At 59.4% G+C, this 26,345-nt stretch carries 18 protein-coding genes; 12 read left to right on the plus strand and 6 right to left on the minus strand.

Features of this window, described 5'->3' with window-relative positions:
• The first annotated feature begins 33 nt into the window (after window positions 1-33).
• Together FNZ07_RS08010 and FNZ07_RS08015 are read left to right on the plus strand one after the other, a co-directional pair.
• On the plus strand, window positions 34-753 hold the full coding sequence (locus FNZ07_RS08010) for a Crp/Fnr family transcriptional regulator (protein WP_091015299.1): 720 nt from the start codon (window positions 34-36) through the stop codon (window positions 751-753).
• Between the two features lie 138 nt (window positions 754-891).
• Complete coding sequence (locus FNZ07_RS08015; protein ID WP_091015302.1) at window positions 892-1,338, plus strand: type II toxin-antitoxin system HicB family antitoxin; 447 nt, start codon at window positions 892-894, stop codon at window positions 1,336-1,338.
• A 307-nt stretch (window positions 1,339-1,645) separates the two neighbouring features.
• Here the strand turns inward: FNZ07_RS08015 and FNZ07_RS08020 are convergent, their stop codons facing one another.
• Complete coding sequence (locus FNZ07_RS08020; protein WP_091015305.1) at window positions 1,646-1,840, minus strand: hypothetical protein; 195 nt, start codon at window positions 1,838-1,840, stop codon at window positions 1,646-1,648.
• A gap of 112 nt (window positions 1,841-1,952) precedes the next feature.
• Window positions 1,953-2,129, minus strand: coding sequence for a CsbD family protein (locus FNZ07_RS08025; RefSeq protein ID WP_091015307.1), 177 nt, complete (start codon window positions 2,127-2,129; stop codon window positions 1,953-1,955).
• Between the two features lie 280 nt (window positions 2,130-2,409).
• Here FNZ07_RS08025 and FNZ07_RS08030 point away from each other — a divergent pair, with 280 nt between their 5' ends.
• Both FNZ07_RS08030 and FNZ07_RS08035 read left to right on the plus strand, forming a co-directional pair.
• Window positions 2,410-3,546 (plus strand): sensor histidine kinase, encoded by a 1,137-nt coding sequence (locus FNZ07_RS08030; protein ID WP_177228303.1) that lies wholly within the window; start codon window positions 2,410-2,412, stop codon window positions 3,544-3,546.
• Window positions 3,547-3,655: 109 nt separating this feature from the next.
• The gene (locus FNZ07_RS08035; RefSeq protein WP_281250576.1) at window positions 3,656-4,114 is read left to right on the plus strand and encodes a DUF892 family protein; all 459 of its coding nucleotides are present in this window, start codon (window positions 3,656-3,658) and stop codon (window positions 4,112-4,114) included.
• Window positions 4,115-4,850: 736 nt separating this feature from the next.
• Here the strand turns inward: FNZ07_RS08035 and FNZ07_RS34365 are convergent.
• Entirely contained in the window at window positions 4,851-5,141 is a 291-nt protein-coding gene (locus tag FNZ07_RS34365) for an MbcA/ParS/Xre antitoxin family protein (protein WP_322788652.1), read from the minus strand.
• A 426-nt stretch (window positions 5,142-5,567) separates the two neighbouring features.
• The gene (locus FNZ07_RS08045) at window positions 5,568-7,043 is read right to left on the minus strand and encodes a DHA2 family efflux MFS transporter permease subunit (protein ID WP_091015313.1); all 1,476 of its coding nucleotides are present in this window, start codon (window positions 7,041-7,043) and stop codon (window positions 5,568-5,570) included.
• A gap of 752 nt (window positions 7,044-7,795) precedes the next feature.
• Here FNZ07_RS08045 and FNZ07_RS08050 point away from each other — a divergent pair.
• The 5 genes from FNZ07_RS08050 to FNZ07_RS08070 all read left to right on the plus strand — a co-directional run bounded on the left by FNZ07_RS08050 (window position 7,796) and on the right by FNZ07_RS08070 (window position 22,316).
• Window positions 7,796-8,299, plus strand: a complete 504-nt coding sequence (locus FNZ07_RS08050; RefSeq protein WP_143098114.1) for a hypothetical protein — start codon at window positions 7,796-7,798, stop codon at window positions 8,297-8,299.
• 702 nt (window positions 8,300-9,001) lie between these two features.
• On the plus strand, window positions 9,002-19,420 hold the full coding sequence (locus tag FNZ07_RS08055; protein WP_170275689.1) for a non-ribosomal peptide synthetase: 10,419 nt from the start codon (window positions 9,002-9,004) through the stop codon (window positions 19,418-19,420).
• 102 nt (window positions 19,421-19,522) lie between these two features.
• Window positions 19,523-20,680 carry a cupin-like domain-containing protein gene (locus FNZ07_RS08060; protein ID WP_170275690.1) on the plus strand — a complete coding sequence of 386 codons (1,158 nt, stop codon included), beginning with the start codon at window positions 19,523-19,525 and terminating at the stop codon, window positions 20,678-20,680.
• Window positions 20,681-21,087: 407 nt separating this feature from the next.
• Window positions 21,088-21,474, plus strand: a complete 387-nt coding sequence (locus tag FNZ07_RS08065; protein ID WP_091015321.1) for a DoxX family protein — start codon at window positions 21,088-21,090, stop codon at window positions 21,472-21,474.
• Window positions 21,471-22,316 carry a pirin family protein gene (locus FNZ07_RS08070; protein WP_091015324.1) on the plus strand — a complete coding sequence of 282 codons (846 nt, stop codon included), beginning with the start codon at window positions 21,471-21,473 and terminating at the stop codon, window positions 22,314-22,316. Before FNZ07_RS08065 ends, FNZ07_RS08070 begins: the two co-directional genes overlap by 4 nt.
• A gap of 21 nt (window positions 22,317-22,337) precedes the next feature.
• Here FNZ07_RS08070 and FNZ07_RS08075 read toward each other — a convergent pair whose 3' ends face one another.
• Entirely contained in the window at window positions 22,338-23,273 is a 936-nt protein-coding gene (locus FNZ07_RS08075) for a LysR family transcriptional regulator (protein WP_091015326.1), read from the minus strand.
• A gap of 174 nt (window positions 23,274-23,447) precedes the next feature.
• On the opposite strand from FNZ07_RS08075, the gene FNZ07_RS08080 reads away from it, so the two are divergent.
• Entirely contained in the window at window positions 23,448-24,062 is a 615-nt protein-coding gene (locus tag FNZ07_RS08080; RefSeq protein ID WP_091015879.1) for an FMN-dependent NADH-azoreductase, read from the plus strand.
• Window positions 24,063-24,399: 337 nt separating this feature from the next.
• Window positions 24,400-24,657 carry a hypothetical protein gene (locus FNZ07_RS08085; protein ID WP_091015329.1) on the plus strand — a complete coding sequence of 86 codons (258 nt, stop codon included), beginning with the start codon at window positions 24,400-24,402 and terminating at the stop codon, window positions 24,655-24,657.
• Between the two features lies 1 nt (window position 24,658).
• Here FNZ07_RS08085 and FNZ07_RS08090 read toward each other — a convergent pair whose 3' ends face one another.
• A complete protein-coding gene (locus FNZ07_RS08090; protein WP_245811583.1) occupies window positions 24,659-25,210 on the minus strand; it encodes a TetR family transcriptional regulator in 552 nt (183 codons plus the stop codon).
• A 148-nt stretch (window positions 25,211-25,358) separates the two neighbouring features.
• Between FNZ07_RS08090 and FNZ07_RS08095 the strand changes: the two genes are divergently transcribed.
• Window positions 25,359-26,336, plus strand: coding sequence for an NADP-dependent oxidoreductase (locus FNZ07_RS08095; RefSeq protein ID WP_091015333.1), 978 nt, complete (start codon window positions 25,359-25,361; stop codon window positions 26,334-26,336).
• The last annotated feature ends 9 nt before the right edge of the window (window positions 26,337-26,345 follow it).

The following is a 26,345-nucleotide window of genomic DNA, read 5'->3' on the forward strand; positions in this document are numbered from 1 at the left end:
TCCGGTTTTTGACAGGATATTGAGGCGCCGCTAATGCCGAACGTATACCAACCCAAAGACAATCACCTGCTGGCGATGCTCGCGCAAGCAGAGTGGGAGCGCATGGCACCGTATCTCGTGGCGATTGACCTCCCGCTGGGACAGGTTATTTACGAGTCAGGAGACCCCATCCAGCATGTCTACTTTCCCTCAACGGCCATCGTCTCGCTGCTATATGTGATGGAAGACGGTGCCTCTGCGGAGATCACGATCGTCGGCAACGAGGGGCTCATCGGTATTGCTGTCTTTATGGGGGGCGAGACGACCTCGAGCCGTGCCGTCGTGCAAAGCGCCGGTCGCGCATATCGGCTCGGCGCACGAATCCTGGGAGACGAATTCCATCGCGGCGGTCCTGCGCAGCGGTTACTGCTGCGCTATACCCAGGCGCTGATGGCTCAGATGGTGCAGACCGCCGCGTGCAACCGGCATCACTCGATTGACCAGCAATTGTGCCGCTCGCTGCTGCTCAGTCTCGACCGTCTCCCATCGAGCGAACTGAGGATGACGCAACAACTCATCGCCAACATGTTGGGTCTCCGTCGCCCTGGTGTAATGGATGCAGCAATGAAACTGCAGGAGGCAGGATTGATCCGCTACAGCTATGGCAACATCGAAGTACTGGATCGACCAGGTCTGGAAAAGCGGGTGTGCGAATGCTATGCCGTGGTGAAACGGGAATTCGACCGGCTGCTGCCGGATCTGCAGGCGATATAGAGGCCGTGATATTTGCAAACGCCTATGCGCCATACCCACTCTTTTAACCAAAGTTCATTAGCGTACAGACGCGAGGTCGGGTAGAGCGCACGATCCGTACCTGGCGATAGTTCGCGTTGCGCAACTTCGGAGGGCGCTATGCAATATCCACTCTATATTCATCGACAGGCCGGCGGGGGCTATCGCGGCCATTTCCCCGATCTTCCCGATGCCGATGTTCATGCGGACGCGTTCGGCGAGCTGGAGCGCAATGCACAGGACGTCGTGCAGCGGATGTACCACCGAAGCGAGCAACTCATTCCGGCACCCACCCACGACACGTCGGCACTACAGACGCTCGACATGGACGATGGCAAAGGACTGTGGCTGTTTGTCGATATCGACCTCTCACGGGTCGTATCGCGCGCGGTCAGTATTCAACTCAGTATGAGCAGGAGCGTGCTGCGGGATGTCGAGGCGACGGCGCTCGCACATCGCATGACAAGGAGCGCATTCATCGCGCTCGCTTGCCTGCGTGAGATGAGATACACGGGTGTGGAGGGGGCACAGAAGCAATTCAAAACAAGGCTCGCTTTACTGACATAGAGAGCAATCAGTGGCAGATTTTGAGCTCTATCGCACGCGATGACAGAAGGTTTTATGCCAAATCTATTGGATGCACACAATCAAACCCGGGACCGGCGCGCGGAATATGGCCATGCCGATGAAGTGCGGGCGGAGCAGCGCAAACAGGACGCTACCCATAACGATCCTGCTGCGACCAAGTGGCGATATCGGCCCGCCCCGCGCCTTCCAGAGCCTGCCAGTAAGGCACCGAGCGTCGAGCCCGCTGTACCGGAGCCGGTATAGCCGGACGCAGTCATCCTGCGGACGCTCGCCCGGAGCGGCCGTGCTACTCCGTGTGCCGGGTCAGCCACCGCCTGCCTGCGGCCGTCATATTGATAGCGCCGCCCAGGCGTGACTCGTACGCGAGCCCGCACGTCAACAGTTCGTCGGCGACAGGGCGTGGGAGCGTCGCTTGCGAGTCTGGAATGTGATCGAACGATTTGAGCGACCAGATTGCTTCGGGGGAAAGTGAGATGTCCATGATGACCTCCTCGGACTGAACTCATCATGGAGCGAATGCGACTTTTATGTCTGTCCGGTAGCGATCATTGGATTGCGCGTTCAGTTCGCAGTGGGGTTGTTGATGGGTCTGTTCACAATCGTTTCTTGAGACGTGCCCTGGCGTCGCCATAGGACGCCTGAGTCTTGCCGATCACCTGTTCCACGCGACCCTTCCATGTGACGGTCCGATCTCCGATGGCTTTGCCGATACCCGACCTCAGACGGCCGGTCATTTCCTTGATCCAACCCTGCATCTGGTCGTTGTTCATCGTTTGACTCCTGGAGCGTCATTCAACGCGGATGCGTTCACAGCAGTGTGACGTCCGACGGTGCCACTGTCGGTACGGCGGCGGACGCAGCGTTATTTTGTCGTGCGCTCTCTGTATTTGACGGGCGTACCGGAACGCGCAGAGGGCGTAACATCGTTGCGTGAGCCACGCGCCTGGATCGAAACGGTCCGATATTCTTGTACAAGAGCCTTGTCACCATGTCCGGCCTCCACCACCGCCGTTTGTGTAAATGTTGTGAACCGATGTTCGGGGGACATTCATGATGCACGTTTTTTTGGCGAACAATCGCCATGAATTGATAGAGCGCTGCCGGGTAAAGGTCGCGCAGCGGCCCGCGCGGAAGGCAACGGCGATGCAGCTTCAGAATGGTGTGCCACTGTTTCTGGAGCAGCTCATCGCGACGCTGCGGACAGAACAGACAGCGAAGCCGATGGATAGCCGCGGCATTTCTGGCCCTTCGGGCGGTGGCGCATCTTCATCCGAGATTGGCAAGACAGCTGCTCTGCACGGACGGGAGTTGCTGACGCTCGGGTTCTCGGTGGACCAGGTCGTTCACGATTATGGCGACCTGTGCCAGGCCATTACGGATCTCGCGTACGAACGCGATGCGCCATTTCTGATTGACGAATTTCGCACGCTCAATCGTTGTCTGGACAATGCAATTGCCGATGCAGTCACCGAATTCAGCTATCAGCACGACCTTGCTATCGCGGACAGGCAAGCCAGCGAGGCGAATGAGCAATTGGGAGTGTTCGCACACGAACTACGTAGCCGTCTTCAAACGGCTACGCTCGCTTTTACGGCAGTGAAAACCGGAAACCTGAGCCTGTCTGGTGCGACGGGAGCGGTTCTGGAGCGGAGCCTGGGAGAGTTGAGAAATTTGATCGATCAATCGATGGATGAAGTGCGCGTCGCAGCCGGCACTTCCTTGCGGCCCAGGACTTTTTCTGTCGCAGACTTCATCGCGGAAGTGAGAATTGCCGCTGACCTTGCGGCTCAGATTCGCGGATCGCAGCTAACGGTTTCCAAGGTGGACCCAGGGCTTGCGATCCACGGGGACCGCGACCAGCTGTATTCGGCAGTAGCCGGTCTGCTACAAAACGCGTTCAAGTTCACGCACCATCACACTGAGGTCACGCTGAATGCCTATGCTTTGGCGGATCATATCCTGATCGACGTGAGGGATCACTGTGGCGGTCTTCCACCCGGCAGTGCAGAAAAGATGTTTCTGCCCTTCGTGCAGAATAGCGAGGACAGGAGCGGCGTGGGGCTGGGGCTCTCGATGGCGAGGCACGGCGTCGAGGCAAACGGCGGCGTTCTCAGCGTCCGGAATATACCTGACACAGGCTGCGTCTTCACGATCACCTTGCCTCGATATGCAAATGAGACGGAATGAGCGCTGCGGTCATTGATGTTTTTGCTCCGCACTTTTCCATTGAGGCACAGATGCGGGGGTCCCCTGCATCTGGGCTATCAGAAGAACGTTTCAGCAGTGGGAGCTAGAGGTGAGTAACGAAAGGCGGGATCTATTGTCTCTACTAGGTAGCGCCCATGCCATGGAGTTCGATGCCGAACGGCTGCTGAGAAAGCTCAATACCGGCCCTGTTCACGATACGGAGCTTGCGTCGCATATTGCAACCAGCCTGAGAGAGACGCTTGAACATCGTATGCAGATGGCTAGCTGCATCGAGCGAATAAACGGGGCCGGGAACGAGGATGATACCCAGATGTCCATGGAGGATATCCCCGCTATTCCTGAAGCCAGGCTCGGTAGACCGCCTGAAAGCGAGCGCGCGGATCTCGAACGCCTTTACGACGAGATAACCCGCGAGATCGCTACGCAAACGTCGCTAGTTGCGCTGGCAGAGGCCGGGGGCTTTTTTGAAACACGGCTCATCTGTGACGCGGTTTTGTCCCAGAAGTCGATTGCGGCGGCCTGGTTGCGAGATCGGCTGGATCGGTAGGGCCGAGGTCCACGTCCCGTTCGAATTAGAGCAATGCACGGGGACGTGGTGCGATCTGGGGGAGTGTCTGTGTGTACGTGCACAGCTCTCGAGACCACGCTGAGACGAAGATCTGGCGCGGTCAGGCGCTGACGTACGCCCCAAAGAAGGTCACGGTGGGACACGACGATCATGTACTGGCTCAAGCGTTTCACGCTGGAGTCGTCAAGCTCTGGAATCACTTTGCTACGATAGTCGGCCCGGTGTGGTGTCTTGCATGCATTCACAGTGTTGGAAACGTGACTGTTAAGATAACTATTCTTATCTTAATGACTGCATTTGCGACCCAAACCTACCCCGTGAAAACGGGTTTCCCTTCCGCAACAGCAGTCCCATACCAGCCAGCTTTCCCGACGAGCTAACTGTACTGCTCGGCTGATATGTAGGCCTGTTGACCGACGAGGCGACCGTCCGCTGCGTGCGTGGCGCTAGCTACAATTCACGCTGGCTGAAGCGGTCGATGCGTGTACAGGGGCGCCGATTCATTGACGACTCCCTTGGAAGGCACGTAACTCCGTCGAACCGGCCATGCTGGAATGGGCAATGTGGTGCAATCACCATCACTGATGCAACCGGCCGGCCATATGCAGCACGCCGAAGTTGAGGCAAGTACTGTCAGCAACTACGCAATGTCGCTGTTGCTCCTGCATGAACCTAAACTGACCGGCCTCCATGGTTCCCGGAGCGGTTCGCATTTCTATTGATAGGCTCCGGTTTGCATGCCTGCGAGAATGCGAGTTATCTGAACAACCCCGTCCGGCGTATGAAGAAATTCGACAGGCAAACGCCCACCGAGTGCCGGAACGGGTCCACGCAGCCACCGGTTCAGCCACTGTCTGGCGTCAAATCCGATCGGATCGCCAGACTCTGCAACCATCCGCTGGACCAGCGCGACTAGCGCCTCCATTACTTCTGCCGGTACCTCGTCCTGAGCTGATAGTGGTGTCTTGCCAGAGTCGTGTGCCTTTGCCATCGTGTCCTCACACATTTCGTCGTTACATGGCCCGCGCTCTGGCTCACTCGCAGTTTTCTAGCCCCTTCTCCCCATCCCCTGGCCTGCATCGACGCTCGAAGGGGCTTTCAAGGAATCCGAGGCAGATGTATCGGTGCCGGCGAACCTGCATCAATTGCCTGGATTCTTGCGGCGTGCAGTTGGGGGCGAACCTCAACGCTACTACTGTTGCGTGATCGCCGGTCACACAACTTACGCAGCCAGCTTTTCTGAGAATTTCAATGCCCAAGGACACTTTCTCTGAGACGAGCGGCATGCGGTCGTTTCAGAAAAGGTGTCCAGGTCATTGATTTGTATGAGGCTCCGATGACAGCTTTTCTGAGAGCCTACAATGTGGCGGGTGGCAGGGTTAATCGCGCGGGTACTCAGATGAAGCGCACGCGAAATGCTTTGCCGCGCACATCAGGTATTGCCGGTAGCCGAACTGGTTTCACCGGTCCGCGCACCGTGCGCGGCGTCGGGTGCGCCTGCGTGTGTGCCGACGCGCAGAAAGAACCCACCCAACAGCGCTGCGAGTGCTGCAAACACCGCGCCGAACACAAACGCTACGTGATAACCGCTGTTTAGCGCGACCACTTCCTGCACGTGCGCTGCTGCGAGCGTCTCACTGCGCGCAGCAGCAAGACTCGCGAGCACGGCGAGACCGAGTGCGCCGCCCATCATGAACGAGGTGTTGACCATACCCGAAGCAAGACCCGACTCGCCTGGCTCGATGTCGCTCATGGCGGCGAGCAGCATCGGGTTGAACGCAACCCCGGCACCGAAGCCGAGGAGGAGCATGCCTGGCAAGACATCAACAACGAACTGTCCATCGAGCGGTGCGCGAGCAAATAGCAACAGACCCACGGCAGCGGTACCGAGCCCAACGGCGAGCGGTATCCGGATACCGAAACGCATCACGAGTTTTGCTGACAGACCCAGCGAGAAAAGCGCCATGATCACGTTGGCCGGAAGGAAGGCGAGGCCGACCTGCATCGGCAGGTAACCGAGTACGCGCTGCAGATACAACGCAGAAATGAAGAACCACGCGAACATCGCTGCGGCCCATAGCACAGCGCCCACATTGGTCACCGCAACGTTGCGCTTACGAAACAGGCCGAGCGGCATCAGCGGATGCTGTACGCGTGCCTCGATCAACAGGAACGCAGCAAACAGCACGACAGCGACGGCCAGCAGTCCGAGCGTCTGTGCAGAGGTCCAGCCTGCCTCGTTGCCGTTGACGATCGCATAGACCGCGAGCATCAGCGACACCGTCACGGTTGCGGCACCGGCCACGTCGAGCTTTTCACCTTCCGCATGGCCGCGGCCGTCGGGCAACAGGCCGATACACAGCGCGTAGACCGCGATGCCGATGGGCAGATTGACGAGGAAGATCCAGTGCCAGTTGAGCACGTTGGTCAGCAGTCCGCCGAGCAGCACACCGATGCTGCCGCCGCCCGCGCACACGAAGCCGTAGACACCCATCGCTTTCGCACGTTCGGCGGGTTCGGTGAACAGATTCATGATCAACGACAGCGACACTGCGGACACCACCGCACCACCCAACCCCTGCACAGCGCGCGCACAGACCAGCAGCACCTGCGAGTTCGAAAGTCCACATGCAAGCGACGCAACCGTAAACAACACGATGCCGCCGAGAAACAGCCTGCGGTGCCCATACAGGTCGCCGAGGCGCCCGCCGAGCAGCAGAAAGCCGCCAAACGTCAGCATGTACGCATTCACAACCCACACAAGCGAGGTCTCGGAGAAGCCGAGATCGGCCGCGATCGACGGCAGTGCGACATTGACGATGGTCGTGTCGAGCACGATCATCAGCACGCCGAGACAGAGCACGATGAGCGCGAGCCAGCGCTTACGGCCCTCTATATTGTGGGTCATGCAGTTGCTCCTACGTTTTGTGTGTGACGCCTACGATTATTTGCACAGCGCTTCGGGCGCGACCGGCACACCGTTGGCTGCCCACGAGGTACCGACGCGATCGACCGCCATGCCAAACGGTTCGGCTCAGAAGGTTCTTTGCAACGGCATGGTGACCTTGCTGCCCTCGGTGAGGTCAGCAAAAATGCGTTCCGCATCGGCAACGATTGGATAGCGCAGTGCCAGCATGAAACCCTTCCCTCCTTCGTCGGGCTCATCGTATCCGACGCCATGGCTTTGTCAATTTGGCACCAGAAAGTCTCGACGTCTGAAAGTCGATCGGATCGAAAACGTGAAGGGATTTTCCCGGTGTATGTGTTCCTTCAAAGCCTACGTTGGGGTAGACGCTATCGCAGGTCTATTACCTGCGAAGGAATTGTGATGAATAGCGGGATGTAGTCGATCGCTCTAGCCGCGTTCGCAGTGAGGCTGGCTATTACCTCACATGTAATTGTTGAGCTTGACACCCCTCGCCAGGATTTCTGTGTTGTGTCATGGCTCTCATCGACCATGACGAACTACACGGCGAGCGTCACGCAGCCGCCGCTGGAAGAGGTCTTCCAGTCGCACGCGTGGCAGCCCTGAGGTCAGCAAACGGCCGGCCCTGGCTGGTCGTTCTCTCCCAGGAGTTTTCTCGTTTTCTTCAAGTTAATCGTGCTGCTTTGAGGTTCCCCACAGCCTGCTGTGGGGTAGTTCATTCTGGAGTCCGTGACATGTCAATCTCGACATTGGGTGCCGTGCACGTTGCAGTCAGTCTCACTGGAATAGTCTCTGGTGTGGTCGCGCTGGTGGGCATGGCTTGCAGAACCAGACTTCCCCGATGGATAGCACTGTTTCTCGCTACCACAGTGTTCACCAGTGCCAGTGGCCTGGCGATTCCTTCGACGTCTTTCGGACCCGCCGATGTGCTCGCCGTGATCTCGCTTCCTTTGCTGACGCTCGCGTTATTCGCAATCTACATGCGCGGTTTGGTGGGGATATGGAAGCCCGCATATCTCGCGAGCAGCGTCGCGGCTCTCTATCTGAATGTGTTTGCCGGCGTGGTCGCGGCGTTCCAGTTCTTGCCGACACTCAGGCAAGTGACTCCTTCGCTTGCCCACCCGCCGCTGCGGGTGGAGCAGCGTGCCGCAGCGTTTGCTGTTCCATCGTTCGCGATCACGCAAGTCGTCTTGATTCTGACGTTCATTGCGCTTGGGATGATGGCCGCGACCCGATAGCGCGATGTCGCGACTTCCTGAGATGATCGAGGCCCGGCTTCGTTACATGATGCGGAGTTAAAGCGCGTTAAGACTACCGAAAACAATTCCGTGCTTCGTCGCCCCGGATATCCAGGGAATATCTACCCGCGGTAGATGCTGGCTAGTTTATCGACATGCCTCGAATCATCAATTACGTGGCAGGTAATCGAAATGGCGACGCATGCTCGTCCGATATATGAACATGACCATGAATCGTTACCAGGTAACGGAGCGGTTGTCGTTCGGCGTGGGTGAGCGGCTTCGCAAAATCTGCATAACGCGTTCTAGCGAGTCATCCGGCATCAGATTCATTTGACATTGATGCGCACTAAATCTGGCTTGCCTCGTGATGTTTGTCCCAGAAACATCTGACATCGCCTGCTGAACCGATGCAGTACGATGGTTCTCTGGGTATTGCATGAGAACGCGTGTCACCACATCGTCGAAGGTCACGAGAATAGTCAATCGTTTGCCGGACAAACGTCGCAAAACAAGTCAAATCTTGCCGTTCGCGATCCCGAATGATTCGCTAGAACAGATTATGCCTTTTGCGTGGCATGTCCCATCCGGACGAAGGACCGAATCTTGATGCTTCTTATGCGACTTTGATGAACAAGGGCGTGCCCCTGTACAGGAATGGATTGCGCGAAGCATCGGCAGTCCCAAATTGAGAGATTTTTCATGAATTACATCGATCACGAAAGCGGATCTGCCATATATCCACTCTCATCGGCTCAAAGGGATATATGGCTTGACGAGGAAATTAATAGTGAGTCTTTGGCGTATACAATCGGCGGTCATTTACGCATTGAAGGTGTAGTGGAAGCGGCTCGATTGAGCAAGGCTTTCGATAAAATCGTCATGCGCCATGATGCGCTGCGTATTCGTATATTACCGCCTACATCAGAACATTCGCTACCCCGGCAAGAGATCTCATCTAGTACGAACATCCCCATGTCGATGCTCGATTTTACGCAGGCATCAAACCCTGAAAGTGAAGCTATCGAGTGGGTTAACAAGAAATTGCGAACCAAGATATTCTGGTTCGACTGGCCGTTGCTGGACGTTACATTATTAAAAATAAAGAGTGATTTGTTCTATCTTGTGCTCCGTATCCATCATTTAATTAGTGATGGATGGTCCATGGGTGTGATAGCTAGAGATCTCTGCAACGAGTATAATAATCGCCCGCACTCCGCTGTAGCTTCTTCTTTTTTAAATTTTACAGCGCAGGAAGATAATTTTGCCAAGACCTCGGAATTTTTAAAAAATCAAGAATATTGGATTAATAAATACGCCACCCCTCCAGAAGCTTTTTTTGGAGTCGCCAGCAATTCTGACAAAACCAGATCCGGGTACGATTCATTAAGTTTTGTCATGGAGGAAAGTATTTTTTCTCAGGTGGAAAATTTCTCTCAAAATCATAAACACTCAAAATACAATATCATACTGGCTGCGTTTTATGTATATCTATCCATAACAAATAAAAAGTCAGATATTGTTCTGGGAATTCCGGTCGTCGACCGATGGGGTAGCGAGAAGTCCTCGGCAATTGGACTGTTTTTAAATCTGATTCCTTCAAGATTCAATATTTCCCCGGAAGCTTCTTTTTTGTATGTAATTTCCTGCGTAAAAGAAATTCTGCGTGAAGATTATAAATTCAGAAAATTCTCCGCGGACCAGTTTTATAAAAAAATACATCTCCCGGGATCTCGACTCAGAAAAATCTACGATGTCATTTTTTCTTATGAGCATCGAGGCGAGGGTCTGAATTTTGATGGTGCGTCTGCTCAATTCATCAGATTCCCAAACCTGATAGCGGAAACGCCGCTAGCTATTTCCGCAGTGGAGGAGATGGCCGGCGCCGACAGGGTCAAGATAAATATAGCGTTCGATCTAAAGTATTTCGAGGCAATCCAGATAAGGGATCTTTTTAGAGGCGTATCCCGCATCCTGGAGGCAGGGTTAAGGAACCCGGAGATACCGGTAGATCGATTGCCCCTGTTGAACGAAGCGGAACGTAAGCAGGTGCTGGTGCGGTTCAACGCTACGGACACCGAGTACCCGCGCGAGGCGCTCATCCATCAGCTGTTCGAAGCCCAGGTGCAGGCTACCCCGCATGCCGTGGCGCTCGTCTACGAAGACACGTCGCTCACCTACGTCGAACTCAACGCACGCGCCAACCGGCTCGCGCACCGCCTCCATGCGCTCGGCGTGCAGCCCGATCAGCGCGTGGCTATCTGCGTGGAGCGAGGCTTCGAGATGGTCGTGGGGCTGCTGGGTATTCTCAAGGCCGGAGGTGCCTACGTGCCGCTGGACCCGGACTATCCCGCCGGGCGGCTGGCCTTCATGCTGGAGGACAGCTCACCGGTGGCGCTGCTCACGCAAAGCGCGCTGCTTCCGGCACTGCCTCGCGTTACCGCCCCCGTGATTCTGCTCGACACTCCGGTGCTGGACACCGAACCGGAGCACAACCTCGAGCCTGCAGGGCTCGGTCTCAACCCACATCATCTCGCCTACGTCATCTATACCTCCGGCTCGACCGGCACCCCCAAGGGCGTGATGAACGAGCATGGTGGCGTTGTCAACCGGTTGCACTGGGCACGCAGCGAGTACACCGTCGGCCCGCAGGATCGCGTTCTTCAGAAGACCTCACTAAGTTTTGACGTTTCTGTCTGGGAGGTCTTCCTTCCGTTGCTCTCGGGCGCCCAGCTGGTGCTCGCCAGACCGCATGGACACAAGGATTCCCAATACCTTGCCGGGCTTATCCAGGCGCGGGGTATTAGCATCGCCCACTTTGTCCCTTCGATGCTGCAGCTGTTCCTGGCACAGGTCCGTGTGGGTCGCGACTTCCCGCTGAGGTGTCTGCTCGCCAGTGGCGAAGCGCTATCTTCTACCTTGCAACTGCGTACCGCGGAAGTGCTCCCCGGGGTCGAACTGCATAATCTGTACGGCCCGACGGAAGCAGCCGTTGACGTCACCGCCTGGCATTGCCGCCCGGGAATCTATGCCGGCATCGTTCCAATTGGCCGGCCGGTTGCGAACACGCAGATCTATATTCTGGATGCCCACGGCAATCCGGTTCCGATCGGTGTGGCGGGAGAAATCCATATCGGCGGGGTACAGGTGGCGCGCGGCTACCTGTACCGCCCGGAACTCACCGCCGCCCGTTTTGTGCGTGACCCCTTCAGCTCGCACTCCGGCGCACGCCTGTACCGGACCGGGGACCTCGGGCGCTGGCTACCCGATGGCAACATCGAGTTCCTGGGGCGCAACGACTTCCAGGTGAAGATCCGCGGCTTTCGTATCGAGCTCGGCGAGATCGAGGCCCGGCTCGCCGCCTTGCCCCAGGTGCGCGACGCCGCTGTCATCGCGCGCGAGGACACCCCGGGCAACCAGCGCCTGGTGGCGTACCTGATTCCTCACGTGCCTGCGGTACTGGACATCGCCACGGTGCGCGAACAGCTCGCCAGTGTGCTGCCCGAGTACATGGTGCCTGGTGCATTCGTCGGTCTCGCGGCGTTCCCGCTTACACCGAACGGCAAGCTCGACCGTCACGCGCTGCCTGCGCCCGACGACAGCGCGGTGATCAGCCACGTCTACGCTGCACCCGTGGGGCCGCTCGAATCCACCATTGCCGGAATCTGGCAGGACCTGCTCGGTCTGCAACGCGTCGGGCGGCACGACAACTTCTTCGAACTCGGCGGCCACTCGCTGCTGGCGGTCACGCTGATCGAGCGATTGCGCCAGCAGGACATCAATACGGATGTGCGCTCGGTATTTACCACCTCTTCAGTGGCCACGCTGGCCAGCCTGATCGGACGCAACCGTCCCGCACCGGTCTTTCTGGTTCCCGACAATCTCATCCCGCGAGGCAGCACCGCCATTACTCCGGCCATGCTGCCACTGGTCCAGCTCAGCCAGGAACAGATCGACCGGATTGTAGAGCAGGTGCCGCAGGGCGCATCCAACATCCAGGATATCTATCCGCTGGGTCCGTTGCAGCAGGGCATCCTGTTCCACCATCTGCTCGAGAGCGAGGGCGATGCTTACATCATGCGCTCGGTCCTGGCCTTCGATAGTCGTGCACGCCTGGACAGATTCGTGGATGCCCTGCAGGAGGTTATCGATCGTCACGATATTCTGCGCAGTGCCGCTTACTGGAACGAGCTACCCGAGCCCGTACAGGTTGTGCATCGCCACGCTCCCCTGCCGGTTGAAGAGCTCGATCTAAGCGCAGCCAGCGATGTACTCGAAGCACTGCGCAAGCACACGGACCCCCGACATCTACGTCTGGACTTGCGCCGCGCTCCGCTGCTGGCTGCCTATGCGGTGTGCGATCCGCACTCTGGGGAATGGCTGCTTGCGCTGCTCAATCATCATCTGGTCTGCGATCACCTGACAGTGGAGCTACTGGTCAGCGAGGTGCAGGCCGTGCTTCAGGAGCGGCGCCAGCAGTTGCCCACGCCATTGCCCTATCGCAACTTTATCGCCCAGGCTGGAGCGATTGCGCGAGGCGAGCACGAAGCGTATTTCCGTGAACAACTCGGCGATATTGAAGAACCCACCATACCCTTCGGTTTCCTGAACACCCGCGGCGATGGCAGCGAGCTTGACGAGGCGCGGTCGTTGCTCGATCCGGAACTGGCCCAGCGCATCCGCGAGAACGCGCGGCAACTGGGCGTGACGCCCGCCGTGCTGTTCCATGTTGCGTGGGCCCAGGTGCTGGGATGCTGCACCGGGCGCGACGACGTGGTCTTCGGTACGGTCCTGTCCGGACGCCTGCAGGGCTCGGCCGGTGCCGACCGGGTGCTGGGCATGTTCATCAACACCCTGCCGGTAAGGATCTCGCTGGGCAATGTCACTGCACGGCAGGCCATACTCGATACTCATACGCGGCTTGGCGAATTGCTCGTTCACGAGCAGGCGTCGCTGACGCTGGCGCAGCGCTGCAGCGCGGTGCCGCCATCCATGCCGCTATTTACCGCGCTACTCAACTACCGGCACAGCGCACCTGGAATGACAGAAGCTGCCGGTACTCTTGCCTGGGAGGGTATCCGGATTCTTGGCAGCGAGGAGCGGAGCAACTATCCCCTGGCATTGTCGGTGGATGACCTGGGCGCGGATTTCTCACTCACTGCCCAGTGCGTGCGCGGTATTGTCGCGACCCGCATCACCGCCTACCTGGTGCAAGCTCTTGAGGGGCTGCTGCAGGCCCTGGTGGCAGGCTCGTCGGAGCCGGTCGGACATATCACTGTATTGCCCGAAGCCGAACGCGAGCAGGTGCTGGTGCAGTTCAACGCTACGGAGGCCGCGTATCCGCACGAGGCGCTCATCCATCAGCTGTTCGAAGCCCAGGTCCAGGCGACCCCGCATGCCGTGGCGCTCGTCTACGAAGACACGTCGCTCACCTACGCCGAACTCAACGCGCGCGCCAACCGGCTCGCGCACCGCCTCCATGCGCTCGGCGTGCAGCCCGATCAGCGCGTGGCTATCTGCGTGGAGCGCAGCTTCGAGATGGTGGTGGGGCTGCTGGGCATTCTCAAGGCCGGGGGTGCCTACGTGCCGCTGGACCCGGACTATCCCGCCGGGCGGCTGGCTTTCATGCTGGAGGACAGCTCACCGGTGGCGCTGCTCACACAAAGCGCGCTGCTCCCGACACTGCCTCGCGTTACCGCCCCCGTGATCCTGCTCGACGCTCCCGTGCTGGATACTGAACCGGAGCACAACCTCGAGCCTGCAGGGTTCGGTCTGAACCCACATCATCTCGCCTACGTCATCTATACCTCTGGCTCTACCGGCACCCCCAAGGGCGTGATGGTCGAACATGCTGGCGTCATCAATCTGGTAACCGCACAGACTAACGTTTTCAACGTACAGCAAGATAGTCGCGTCCTGCAGTTTTCGTCCTTTAGTTTCGACGCGAGCTTGTCCGAGATCGCCATGGCGTTGTGCAGCGGAGCGGCGTTGTGCCTGGCATCGCGCAATGAACTCATGCCTGGGGTGCCCTTGCGAGATACCCTGCGTCGCTACGCGATTACGCATATCACCTTGCCGCCATCTGTTCTCCGCCTTCTGTCAAAAGAATCAGCCGCACCTGGTATCACCTACATTGCTGCGGGGGAAGCGCTCAGGCTTGATTCACTCGCATCGTTCGAAAAGGATCGCGCCAGCATTTTCAATGCATATGGGCCGACAGAGTCGACTGTCTGCGCTGCAATCTATCCCCATCCATCGGTACAGACCGGCATTGTTCCGATAGGCCGCCCGATTGCGAACACGCAGATCTATATTCTGGATGCCCACGGCAATCCGGTTCCGATTGGCGTGGCAGGTGAGCTGTACATCGGCGGGGCAGGCGTCGCGCGGGGCTATCTGAACCGCCCCGAACTCACCGCCACCCGCTTTGTGCGTGACCCCTTCAGCTCGCACTCCGGTGCACGCCTGTACCGGACCGGGGACCTCGGGCGCTGGCTACCCGATGGCAACATTGAGTTTCTGGGCCGCAACGACTTCCAGGTGAAGATCCGCGGCTTTCGTATTGAGCTCGGCGAGATCGAGGCCCGGCTCGCCGCCTTGCCCCAGGTGCGCGACGCCGCTGTCATCGCGCGCGAGGACACCCCGGGCAACCAGCGCCTGGTGGCGTATCTGATTCCTCAAGAGCCCGCGATACTGGACATCGCCGCGGTGCGCGAACAGCTCGCCAGTGTGTTGCCCGAGTACATGGTGCCTGGCGCATTCGTCAGTCTCGCGGCGTTCCCGCTCACACCGAACGGCAAGCTCGACCGTCACGCGCTACCCGCGCCCGATGACAGCGCGGTGATAAGCCATGAATACGCTGCACCCGTTGGGCCGCTCGAATCCACGATTGCCGGAATCTGGCAGGACCTGCTCGGTCTGCAACGCGTCGGGCGGCACGACAACTTCTTCGAACTCGGCGGCCACTCGCTGCTGGCGGTCACGCTGATCGAGCGATTGCGCCAGGTGGGTTTCCAGACAAATGTTCGCGTGCTGTTCGGAAAACCGACGGTCGCGGCACTGGCTGGCACCGTGAGCGAACCGGTCGAGGTGGTCGTACCGCCGAACCTGATCGCCGCCGGCTGCACGGCGATCGAACCGCAGATGCTGCCGCTGATAAGCCTGACGCAGAAGCAGATCGACGGGATCGTCGCGGGTGTGCCGGGTGGCGCCGCCAATGTGCAGGACATCTACCCGCTTGCGCCGTTGCAGGAAGGCATCCTGTATCACCATCTGTCGACGGCGCAGGGCGATCCGTATGTGCTGCATGCTGTGTTCAGCATGCAGAGCCGCACGCATCTGGACGGTTTTGCCGCGGCGCTACAAGCCGTGATCGCGCGGCACGACATCCTGAGGACGTCGGTTGCGTGGGATGGACTCGATGCGCCGGTGCAGGTGGTTTGGCGTGAAGCGCCACTGGGTCTCGACGAAATCGTGCTGAACCCACGCGAAGGAGACACTGCGCAGCAATTGCAGGCGCGCTTCGATACGGCCCACACAAAGCTGGAGATCCGCGAGGCACCGCTGATACGGCTCGCGTATGCGCACGACGAGGTGCGTGACCGCTGGGTGGCGCTGCTGATGGCCCATCACATCGTACTGGACCATGTGGCGATGGCGGTGCTGCAGAAGGAAGTGCAGATGTGGCTGACCGGTGAGGCGGCGCACCTGCCCCCTGCGATACCGTATCGCACGTATGTCGCGCAGGCGAAGCTCGGTGTGAGCGAGGCGTCGCACGAAGCGTTCTTCCGCGACATGCTGCAGGACGTGGACGAGCCGACGCTGCCTTTCGGACTGACAAACGTCCAGGGCGATGGAAGCGGCATTGCCGAGGCGAAACTGCCGCTGGGCAGTACTCTCGCGCAGCGCATGCGCACGCAGGCGCGGGCGCTGGGCGTGAGCGCGGCGAGCCTGTGTCATCTTGCGTGGGGCCGCGTGCTCGCGGCGGTGTCGGGACGCGACACGGTGGTGTTCGGCACGGTATTGCTCGGGCGCATGCAGGGCGGAGCGGGAGCAGACCGGGCGCCAGGGCTCTTCATCAATACCTTGCCCCTGCGCGTCAGCGTGGGGACGCAGGACGTGCAGGCGGCCGTGAAGGAAACGGGCGTCCGGCTTGCGGCATTGCTCGAGCACGAGCATGCATCGCTCGCGCTCGCGCAACGTTGCAGCGGCGTAGCGGCGCCCGTGCCGTTGTTCAGTGCGCTGCTGAATTACAGGCATAGCGATCGCGCAGCGGCGCATGCAGGGCAGGATCTGTGGCCGGGCATCGCGATGCTGGAAGCGTATGAGCGGACGAACTATCCGCTGGTGCTGTCGGTAGACGATTTCGGTGAAGAGTTCGAACTGACGGTGCAGGCGGTCTCCGGGATCGACGCGCGGCGAGTGGGCGGCTATATGCGCACTGCTCTGGAGAGTCTGCTCGATGCGCTGGAAACAGCACCGCACACGGCCGTGCATGCACTGACCGTCCTTCCCGCAGACGAACGACTGCTGGTGCTGGAGACCTTCAACACCGCGGAGGCCGCATGGCACCAGGACCACACTGTTCACCAGTTGTTCGAGGCACAGGTCGCGCGCACGCCGGCAGCTGTTGCGGTGACGTTCGACGGGATATCGCTGACCTACGGCGAGCTGAACGCACAGGCCAACCAGGTAGCGCATCGTCTGCGCGAGTTCGGTATCTCACCGGACGATCGCGTGGCGCTGTGCGCCGAGCGCGGTATCGAGATGATGGTGGGTATCCTGGCAATCCTGAAGGCAGGTGGCGCGTATGTGCCGCTCGACCCCGCCTATCCGCGCGAGCGGCTCGCGTACGTACTGACAGACAGCGCACCGGTGGCGGTGCTGGCACAAGCAGGTGTACGTGAAGTGCTTGGGGACATCCCGGTCCCGCTGATCGAACTCGACCCTTCCACATTCGCCGCCGGACCGGACCACAACCCGGTCGTTCCGGGCCTGAGCCCGCACCATCTGGCCTACATCATCTACACGTCGGGCTCCACCGGCGAGCCGAAAGGCGTGATGATCGAACACCGTAATGTGCCGCGCCTTTTCGCGGCAACGGTGCAGCAGTTCGGATTCGGCGAGCACGACGTGTGGACACTGTTTCACTCGTTTGCGTTCGACTTCTCGGTATGGGAGATGTGGGGTGCACTCCTGCATGGAGGACGCCTCGTCGTGGTTCCCAAACAGGTGAGCCGTTCGCCGCACGACTTCTACCGCCTGCTGCACGAGGAGGGCGTAACGATCCTCAACCAGACGCCGGGCGCGTTTCGTCAATTGATCGCCGCACAAGGCGAGAGCGATCGGCCGCATCGACTGCGTCAGGTGATCTTCGGCGGCGAGGCGCTGGAGCCCGCGATGCTGCAGCCGTGGTATGCGCGTCGCCAGAACGCGAACACGCAACTGGTGAACATGTATGGGATCACCGAAACGACGGTACACGTGACCTATCGGGCGTTGAATGTGGAAGATGCACGGCACGCGGGCCGCAGTCCGATCGGCAAACAGTTATCCGACTTGCGCCTGTACGTTCTGGATGAACGAGGTGAACCGGTACCGGTGGGCGTAGCGGGCGAGATCTACGTCGGTGGCGCCGGTGTGGCACGCGGCTACCTGAATCGCGCCGGCCTCACCGCAGAGCGGTTCATGCAGGACCCGTTCAGCGCGCCGCCGTCGGCGCGGATGTACCGGACTGGCGATCTGGGCCGATGGCTTGCGGACGGCAGCATCGAATACCTTGGGCGTAACGACGACCAGGTGAAGATTCGCGGTTTCCGTATTGAACTCGGCGAAATCGATGCGCAGTTGAGTCAGATCGCCGGGGTGAAGGAAGCAGCGGTACTGGTGCGGGAGGACGCATCGGGCGACAAGCAGCTGGTGGGCTATGTGGTCAGTCACGAGGGGGTGACGCTGGCACCGACGGAACTGCGCGAACGCTTGTCGGCGGTACTGGCCGATTACATGGTGCCGAGCGCATTCGTCAGCCTCGATGTCTTGCCGTTGACACCGAACGGCAAGCTGGACCGCCGTGCGTTGCCGGCACCGGACAAGTCCTCGATGACCACGCAGACCTACGAGGTACCGCATGGCGAGACGGAAACCGCGATCGCACGCATCTGGCAGGAGCTGCTAGGTGTCGATCAGGTTGGTCGCCACGATAATTTCTTCGATCTGGGCGGTCACTCCTTGAAGGTGATGGTATTGCTGACCCGGCTGGGCAGCGTGTTCGACAGGAAAATCTCGCAGATCGATTTCTATCGACAACTGACGGTCGCGGGGCTCGCGACGTTGCTTGCGTGTGACGAAGATCGTACGAACGGGCTGGTGCCTGTGATTGCGCGCGGCGCGGCGCAGACGCGACTGACGGTTGTGTGTGTACCTTACGCCGGCGGCTCGGCCACCGTGTTCAAGCCACTCGCCGATGCGCTGTGTTTGCGCGATCCGACACTTGCGGTGCGCGCGCTTGCACTGCCGGGCAACGAGCTTGGCACAGCGCCACAAGACTACGTGTCGGTCGAGCAGATGGCGCAGGCGTGTGCCGACGAGCTACTCGCTTCGGACCCTGGCGAGATCGCGGTATATGGCCACTGTGTGGGCAGCTTCCTTGCTCTTGAACTGGTGCATGAGCTTGAACAGCGCGGGCAGAAAGTCGCTTTTTTTGCCGCTGCTGCCGCGTTTCCGCTACCGCGCCTTTTGCGCACGCTGCCGGCTCCTGCCCCCTGGCGTTTTACCAGCGACAGGAAACTGCATGCGCTGACGAAGCGCTGGGGCGGGGTGGCCGGCGAAGTCGATCCGGAAATCATCGCCTTCATGATGGGTAATTTCCGCAGAGATACCCGGCTAGCTTTCGAGTACGAGCGACGCCGCACGCATTGGAAGATCGCTGCTCCGATACTTTGCATCGTCAGTCAGGATGATCCCCTGACGCGAAGATATGCACGTCGGTTCAGGGGATGGTCGAGCCTGTCGGACAAGGTGGCCCTGGCGGTGTTGCCGGAAGGCCAGCACTACTTCGTCGGTACCCAGCCCGACCGGGTTGCGGATGAGATCTTCAAGTCAATAAAGGAGGGCGCCTGGTGAAACGGGCGGCAGCGGCACATGCAGGCTATGGCGATCGCGAATGTCGCATCGTTGTCGATGATGACGCGACCCAACCCAACAACTACCGGTAGGAGAGACACCATGATTGCACGCGTTACCCGCAACGAATTTTCCGCTGAACTCTTCGAGCAGGGGCGACCGACCATCATTACGGATGCTTTGCAAGACTGGCAGATCGCGGAGCGCTGGGCACCCGAGCATATTGCCCGGATAGCGAAAGCGCGGCCCGTTACGATGAGCACCTCACACGACGGGCGGTATCTGTTCGATGCGTCTCACGACATCAACAGGTCGCATGTGTTCGAGAAGGCGGAGGTCGAATTCGGCGATGCAGCGCGGCGCATGCTCGACGAAAACGCGGGCGATCATATCTACGTGATGCAGCAGTCGATTCCGGACGTGCTGCCCGAGCTGCTCGACAACCTGGTCGTTCCGGAATGGATCGCATCGTCACGGCCGGCCATTAACTTGTGGTTCGGTCGACGCACGACTACCCAGCTGCACTTCGACTACTCGAACAATTTTTTTGCGCAGCTCTATGGCAGCAAGCAGTTCGTCATCTTCGATCCACACGAGAGCGAGCGTCTCCATCCGCATCACCATGACACGGCGACCGCGCATCTATCGCACGTCGACGCGCTGCAACCCGACCTGGCCCGCTACCCGGATTTCGCCGATGCATCTCCGGTGCGCTTCACGATCAATGCGGGCGAGCTGCTGTTTCTGCCAGCATTCTGGTGGCATCAGGTGCAAGCAGCGGATGTCGCGGTGTCGGTGAACTTCTGGTGGCACCCGGACTTACGTCAGACACTGGGTGCGCCGAATGCGGTGCGGGCACTTCCCAACTTCTATGCTATGGATCGACTTGCGGGATTCAAGCCGATGTTTTTGCAGCCCGCGGGGCTGGATTTTTTGACGGGAGCGCAGCTGTTTCTGAGTCACGGCAGGATCTGGACCGCTGGCTTGCTCGCGCTGGCGGCATTCGACGAGGCAGCGCGAAATCGTGACGATCTTCGAGCAATCGATAGACCGCAGGGATGCCGTCTGAGTGCGCTGGCCGCCGATCTGCAGCCCGTTTGTGCGGCGCTGGCGGCTGACGCAAACCTGTCGTCCGCAGACCGGGCTGCGATCGATGGTGTGCCGATGCTTGCTGCGCAGGTCGCTGAGTTTTTTAGTGACGCCAAGATAGACCGCGTGAAGGTTGAAGCGCTGGTCGCGATGATGAAGTCGTCGGCGTAGCCCGGGAAGCGATGCCTGAGTGAGAGCAAGTGACCTTAGTGATACGTAATTCGAAGGGGCCTTTAAGGAATTCAAGGTAGATGTATCGGCGCCGGCGAACCTGCATCAGTTGCCTGGGTTTTACGGCGTGCAGTTGGGGGCGCAGCTCAACGCTACTACAGTTGCGCAATCGTAGGCCACGCAATTTACGCAGCCGGCTTTTCTGAGAATTTCGACGCCCAAGGACACGTTCTCTGAGAGCCTACATTGGCTCCCGTCGCTGCCTGGACGAAGCCGCAGACAGATTGCATCTATTCATGGACGAGAGAAATCCGGTTTAACCGGCTAGTCGCGGGTTACCGCGCTACGTAGCATGACGCTCATCGGAAAGATGAATCCGTCGTGTCAATCAACTCAAGGAAGTCCTGATGGCTCTGTCTAAAACCACCAACAATCGAATCGTGTGGGCGGTACGCCTGCTTCTCGCGCTCGCATTCGGTGCGGCCGGAACGGCGAAGCTGGCCGGCGTGCCGCTCATGATCCAGATTTTCGAACACATCGGTTTCGGTCAATGGTTCCGGTATGTCACGGGTCTTGTCGAAGTCACCGGTGCCGTACTGCTGCTCATTCCTCGAACCGGCTTTTTGGGCGGACTGCTGCTTGCCGCGACGATGGTGTGCGCTCTCGCGACGCATCTGTTGATTATCGGCGGCAATCCGGGTCCGGCTGCACTCCTCGCACTGCTCAGCGCCTTCGTCGCTCATAGCCTGCGCTCCCCGTACGGCGAACTTGCGCGCGCAGGAGAGAGAACATGAGTACGCTCGAAAAAGTACCGACTTCGGTTCGCTCGGTAGTTCATCGCACTCAGGGCCAGTGGCACGGTCCGGTTACCCGTTTGATGAGTCCATCGGATCTCGGTCAGTTTCTGCGACCTTTTGTCTTTCTGGATTACTTCGACACGCAGGGGCCGGTGAAGAGCGATAGCTTCAACATGCACCCGCATTCGGGTATCGCGACCATCACCTGGGTCCAGGAGGGCAGTATCAACTACGTGGACACGTCGGGCGAGATCGGAGTGCTTCCGCAAGGAGGCATGGAATGGATGCAGGCGGGCGGCGGAGCGTGGCACGGCGGCAATATCGGCGAGACCGGACGGGTTCGCGGCTTCCAGCTGTGGGTTGCGTTACCGCCTGATCGTGAGCTGGCAGAAGCGGAAAGCATCTACCTGTCTCCGGATGCAATCGACCATCATGGTCCGGCCGCCGTGCTCCTTGGGCACTACGGCGCAGCAAGCAGCCCGATCCGTACAGCTTCTCCTATGACCTACATGGCGGTGAAATTAAGCGCGGGGGAACGGTGGCAATTTCAACCGCCCGATGGGCAAACCGTCGCATGGGCAGCCGTCGGCAAGGGGCGGCTTTCCGCGCCCGAGTCGTTGGATTCCGGGGTGCTCGCCGTCTTCGACGAGTCGACTGAAGCCATTGACTTCCATGCTGAAGTCGACACCGAATTTGTGCTGGGTTCCGCGGTTAAGCACCCGCACGATCTGGTGCTCGGCTATTACTCCGTACACACGAGTGCCGAGGCATTGCGCGAAGGCGAGGGGCGCATACAACGCATCGGCAAGCATCTGCGCGAGGCGGGGCGTCTCGCGTGAAGTGGGCGGCAGGGGGAATGCTTAATGCTGTTCGCTGCCTTGCCCGGCAACGGGAAGAGGCGGAATCATCCCTTGATCGAGCATTTTCTTTATGACGAAGTCGATGAAAGTACTCACGGCCCGGGGCAACTGTCGCCGGCTAAGGTAGACGGCATAGAAACCGACGCGCAGATCGAACTCGGGCAGCACCCTTTGCAATCGACCCGAGTCGATCTGCGCGATGGCCATCGCTGTCGGCACCAGAGCAATACCGAGTCCGGCGAGAGCGGCATTGATATGGGCCTGCGCGTTATTCGCATGGAATCTTCCGGTCACCGAAATCTCGACCTCACCTTCGGGACCCTCGAGTTGCCAGGTTACGAAACCGGACGGACCTGTCGGCCACGTAATGCAATCGTGCTTCGACAACGCAGCAGGTGAATCGGGTATGCCGCGCGCGTCGATATAGGCCGGACTTGCTACGAGCGTGTAATGGCCCCACCCCATCTGACGTGCGACCACATGTGGCTCGATCTCCTTGCCGGCCCTGAATGCGATATCGATGCCTTCGCCAAGCAGATCTGCCCGCATGTCGCTCAAAACGAATTCAAGCTGAACCTTGGGATAGGTTGCGAGGAATTCGGCTACAAAGGCAACTGAAAACCAGTTGAGAAAATCAGCCACTGCGGCGACACGAACCTTTCCTCGGGGCACCTCGCTGCCTTCGGCAAGGTCAAGGGCCGATTGCGTCAACGCCTCGATCTGATCGACACACCTCGTAAAGAAAGTCTGGCCGGCGTCGGTCAGCGTGAGTCGACGCGTTGAGCGCTGCAATAGACGTATGCCGAGGTCGCGTTCGAGTTCCTGCACGCGCCGGCTTGCCGTGTTTGCCGGTATGCCCACGCGACGTGCTGCTTCAGCAAAGCTTCCGGCACGCACCACCTGGACGAACAACGCGATGTCGTTCAGATCCACCATGAATTACCTCCAGTCATGGACGAGTGCAATCCGTTTCTACGGTCTAGTCGATAACGGCTGTCGCACATAGGATTCATGCGTGCCAGCGCTTCTGCCACATCAATCGAATTATCCGCGTGGCTATTCGAAGCGGCTAATTTCATTCCGCACTTAACTCTTCTAGATTTATCAATCATGGCGACTATTCTTCATATCAGCAGCAGCGTTCGCAGCACAGGCTCTACGTCCCGGCAGTTGGCGGCCGAATTTCTAAGCCAGCGGAAAGCTTCACATCCTGGCGACATCGTTATCGAGCGCGACCTGGCGGTCGTTCCCGTTCCGCATCTGACCGAACAGATGATGGGGGCATTCTTTACGCCACTGGAGCAACGTTCGCTGGAGCAAGCTGAGACCGTGCAGTTGTCCGATGCACTGGTTGCCGAACTGCTTGGCGCCGACATCATTGTGTTGGGCGTACCCATGTACAACTTCTCGATCAGTTCCACACTGAAGGCCTGGATCGACCATGTCATCCGGGTTGGCGTGACATTCAGTTATTCCGACGCAGGCCCTGCAGGCAAGGTTACAGGGAAGAAAGTGTATCTGTTTATCGCCCGCGGCGGGGTATATAGCGAAGGGCCGGCGCAGTCCATGGATTTCCAGGAAGCCTACCTCCGTGCCGCACTCGGATTTATCGGCTTGACGGACGTCACCGTCATTCGCGCCGAAGGCTTGGCCATGGGCGAGTCAGCGGTTGAGGCTGCGTTGAGCGGAAGCCGTCGGTTGATCGGGGAGTTCGCGGCGGCGTAACGGTACTTTCGCTTTAGCGTCATCGGTGGTTGACCTGAGGTGCGCCGCTTGATGGCGGCGCATGTTCGCTGCGTCTGGACCAGATCGAAGTCGTCGCGCGTTCGCTAATCAAGCTAACGATATATAGGTTAACTGAACGTCTCGATGTGGCAATCGTCCGGCCGTTCGAGCAATTAGCATCCAGCATCCTCCTGGACATTCCCGATGTCAGTCTCCCCAGAGTCGCGGCGCATGTCACGCTACCGCTCAATGCGTGCGACTGTCGTTTCCATGTCTTAGTGCCGGTGCGAACAGTTCAGTCAGGTGGGTGAACTGTACCCAGCCAAACCTCATTGAGGTGGAAGCAGAAGAGCTCGCCGCCGATAACGCCAGATATGGTGACCAGACGCAGCAATATTCAATCGAGCAACTGGTCGCAGTGATGGCGTTATGGACGCTCGCCAGGAAGGACTGTCTTTACAGACTCGAAACGAGTTACCTGTTGCAGGACATCTTCTTCCAGGCAGTGAGAGAAACGTTACCCGAGGTCGCGAAAGAACTGGAAGCGTGGTTCGCTGAAGGTATTGAATGGGTGCCGACGATCGATGCGGAGTAAGTCAAGATAACCCCCGCAACGCTCGCAGCGCCTTCTCAAGATGTTCGACGAGCGGCGATGACGGCTCCAGAACCCACGCTTGCAAGCCATGCCCGGTGACAGCCATCCCCGTCGCCGAGGCGAGGCGTGCAATTCCAGGCTCGATCCCGCGAAGTTGAAGCGCCTCGGCGATCGTCTGTGTGATCGCCGCCGATTTGGCGAGTTGACGCTCCTGCAGTGCGGGCGTCTGCGCGATCACCGCTTGCCCCAGCTCGGCGAACGGCAGGTTCTCTTCGAACATCGGCGCAAGCGACTGAAACGCCCACACCACGACCTCGAGTGGACCTAGCGTGGGCGGCGCCTCGGCAATCGCGGTGCTCAGGCCGGCATGCAACGCGGCCTCGTTGAACAGCACTTCGCGCTTGTCCGGGAAATAGCGGAAGAAGGTGCGCTCCGTGACGCCGGCGCGCGCGGCGATTTCTGCGGCAGTAGTCCCGTCATAGCCCTTCTCGTGGAATAGCTCGAGAGCAGCCTCCTGCATGCGGCGACGCACGTCTCCTCGATCTTTTGGCACGGCTCGCGAACGCTCCTGTTGACAGTCACTGACATAAACCGTATGTTTACTGACAGTCACTGACATAAAATATGGTGTCGACCGACTGTAGCGGATCTAAGGCATTTAAGCAACGCGCCTTCGGATCTCGTAGACGCCCGGAGAATATATGAGCGCTGAGAAGATGAGAACGATCCGCTTTCACGACTATGGCGAGCCTGCTGACGTACTTCGGCTCGAGGAGGCGCAGATACCCGTGCCCAATGCAGGGTGCGTGGCGGTGCGCGTGCATGCCTGTGGACTGAACCCGGCCGACTGGGCGCTCTGCCGGGGGCTGTCCGCCCAGGCGTTGCCACGTGGCATAGGACTCGATGTATCGGGAGTCGTCACGGCTATAGGGGACGGCGTTTCCGACGTCGCCATAGGCGACGCCGTATTTGGTCCAGCCGACTTCAAGAATTACCCGAGCGCAGGCGCGGCCGATTACGCCGTCCTCTACCACTGGGATCGACTTCCCGACGGGCTGTCGCACGTCGATGCAGCGGCGCTGCCGATGGTCGTCGAAACGGCGGCCCGCTACCTTGCCTGGTCGGGTCTCAAGAAAGGGCAGACTGTTCTCATCAATGGAGGCGGCACGATGGTGGGTTTTGCCGCGGTCCAGATGGCTGTTATGCATGGTGCGCGAGTTATCGCGACGGCCGGCGAGACCTTCGCGGATCGTCTGCGTGACATGGGCGCACTAGTCGCGGCGCACGGTGACGGAATGGTAGAGCGGGTCCGCGCGCTCGTCGGTGAAGCACCCGATGTTCTCATCGATGTGGCGCCGGTCAACCTGAAAGCGGGTTCTGCGGGCGCGCTGCCCGACCTGGTGGAGATCGCTGGCGGAGACACCACGCGCGTCATCACGATCGCCGACTTCGACGGTGCGGCGAAAACCGGTGTGCGGACCGGTGCGGAGAACGTCAAAGCGGAAGGCGGCTTCAAGCTTCGCTGGGATGCGCTCGGTGAGCACGGGCGGCTGGCGGCCGAGGGACGTTTCTTCATACCGGTCGCGCGGACCTTTGCTCTCGAAGACTGGCGCGAGGCGCTCGATATCAGTCTGGCCGGTCGTGCCCGCGGCAAGCTCGTTCTGATGCCGGGCAACTGAGCTGCTTGA

The sequence above is a fragment of the Paraburkholderia megapolitana genome (assembly GCF_007556815.1).
Lineage (GTDB): Bacteria > Pseudomonadota > Gammaproteobacteria > Burkholderiales > Burkholderiaceae > Paraburkholderia > Paraburkholderia megapolitana.